Consider the following 1,899-nt stretch of genomic DNA (forward strand, 5'->3'; position numbering starts at 1 on the left):
TTTGCCGCCTTCCTCTTCCTCGCCTTTCTCCTGCTCCTCGCTGAACAATTCCTGGTGCGCATCGCCCTGAGTCTGCTTCGTCTCGAAGGGTACAACTATCGCAACATCCTGCTCGTTGGGACCGGCGAGAGTGCGAAAAGGATCATTGACATCCTTGGGCGCCACAAGTGGTGGGGGCTCAATGTCGTAGGCGTTGTGCATACGCATCAACTGCACGAAGGGCGCACGCTGCAAGGCATCCCGGTGCTCGGCCCCCTCAGCGACCTCGTGGAAATTTGCAAGTCGCGCCCGGTGGACGAGGTGATCTTCTGCGACTCCAAGGAGGAAGCCCGCTTCGAAATCGGCGATCACATCGCCGCGCTGGACGAGATGGGAATCACGTCCAGGACGGTGCTGAACCTCTACTACCGCTTCCAAGGGAAGAAGGAACTGGGCATGCTGCACGGCGAGGTGCCGCTCTTAACCTTCCGCTCCGTCTCGGTGGACGCGGACCAGCTCTTCTACAAGCGCTGCTTGGATATCGCAGGCGCCTGTGTCGGTTTGGCATTTTCCGCGTGCCTCTTCCCGTTCATCGCCATTGCGGTCAAGCTTGAGTCGCCGGGCCCGCTCTTCTTTGGCCAAATGCGCGTGAGGGAGAATGGCAGGACCTTCACCTGCTGGAAGTTCCGCTCTATGTTCGTCGACGCGGAGGATCGCAAGAAGGAGCTCATGCACCTAAACGAGATGGAGGGGGCCATCTTCAAGATGAAGAACGATCCCCGCGTCACCCGTGTGGGCGCTTTCCTGAGAAAGACAAGCCTCGATGAGCTGCCGCAGTTCTGGAATGTCCTCAAGGGAGAGATGAGCCTGGTCGGAACCAGGCCCCCCACTCCCGCCGAGGTTCAGGAGTATGCGAACTGGCAACGCAAGAGGATCTGCATGAAGCCCGGGATCACGGGCCTTTGGCAGGTCAGCGGCAGGAACTCCGTCACCGATTTCGACGAAGTGGTGCGACTTGATCTTGAGTACATCGACTCCTGGAGCCTCGCCACCGACCTGAAGCTCATCCTGCGTACCATCAAGGTGGTCTTTTTCAGGGAAGGGGCGTGCTGATGCCGACCAGGCTTCTTGACGCATGCCTGGCCAAACCGCTCAGAGGGTCTTGCCCGTAAAGGCGCCTGCTGGCAGGGGAGGGCGCGGGTAAACCAGGCCACTGCACCACAGTCTATTGCAGCGCTCGAATAGGATTCAACTGAATGAACAGATGTACCAAGCTTGCCCGCGCCAGGAATTTCCGGGCGATTGTCGTACTCCTCTTCCTCTGGGCGCTCCCTGCCTCCGCCTGGGGGCTCGCCTCCAACAACATTCCCCTGGACAGTCCGATCTATTCCTACCTGGAAAAGCTGGCCGGGTTCGGCCTCCTCGACACTTACGTCAAGGGGGTGAGACCCTATTCGAAAGCGGAAACAGCCCGCCTCCTGCTCGAAGCTGAGAAAAACCTGGGACGAGGCGACGCCGAGGTTCCGGAACTTGCGGAGCAACTGGTGCAACGCCTGCATGAGTTGCTGCCCCGCGAGGCCGCGCTGCGTGATACGCCAGGCAGCGCGCCCGTCTTCGATTACGACCTCCTCTCCGCGGCGAGGCTCCGCTATGTCTACCTGGACGGCATGCCGCGCAGCTACGACCGGCGGGTGTACGTGCGAGGAGGACAGTCGGCGTTCGGCTTCATCGGCGGCAAACTGCGTCCCGACAGCGACGCTAACGTGCTGACCCAGAGCGGCACGGAAGGGACTCCCCTTCTGGAGAACAACGAAGGGGTGATCTACCATCGTGGCAGTAATGTCGAGTTGCGCTGGGATGTGGAGGGATTTGTCACTGACAAGGTGTCGGCTCTGGTCGAGCCCTTGCTTTTAGCGGGCA

The 1,899-nt window shown here is 60.3% G+C and carries 2 protein-coding genes; both read left to right on the top strand.

What is annotated here, in order from left to right; all coding sequences use genetic code 11:
* On the top strand, positions 1-1,092 hold a 1,092-nt coding region (locus AC11W3_RS06905; RefSeq protein ID WP_484092708.1), incomplete at its 5' end, for a sugar transferase.
* Between the two features lie 143 nt (positions 1,093-1,235).
* Positions 1,236-1,899: capsule assembly Wzi family protein (locus tag AC11W3_RS06910; RefSeq protein WP_484092709.1), on the top strand; the 664-nt coding region annotated here is incomplete at its 3' end.

It is taken from the genome of Geomonas sp. (assembly GCF_056994735.1).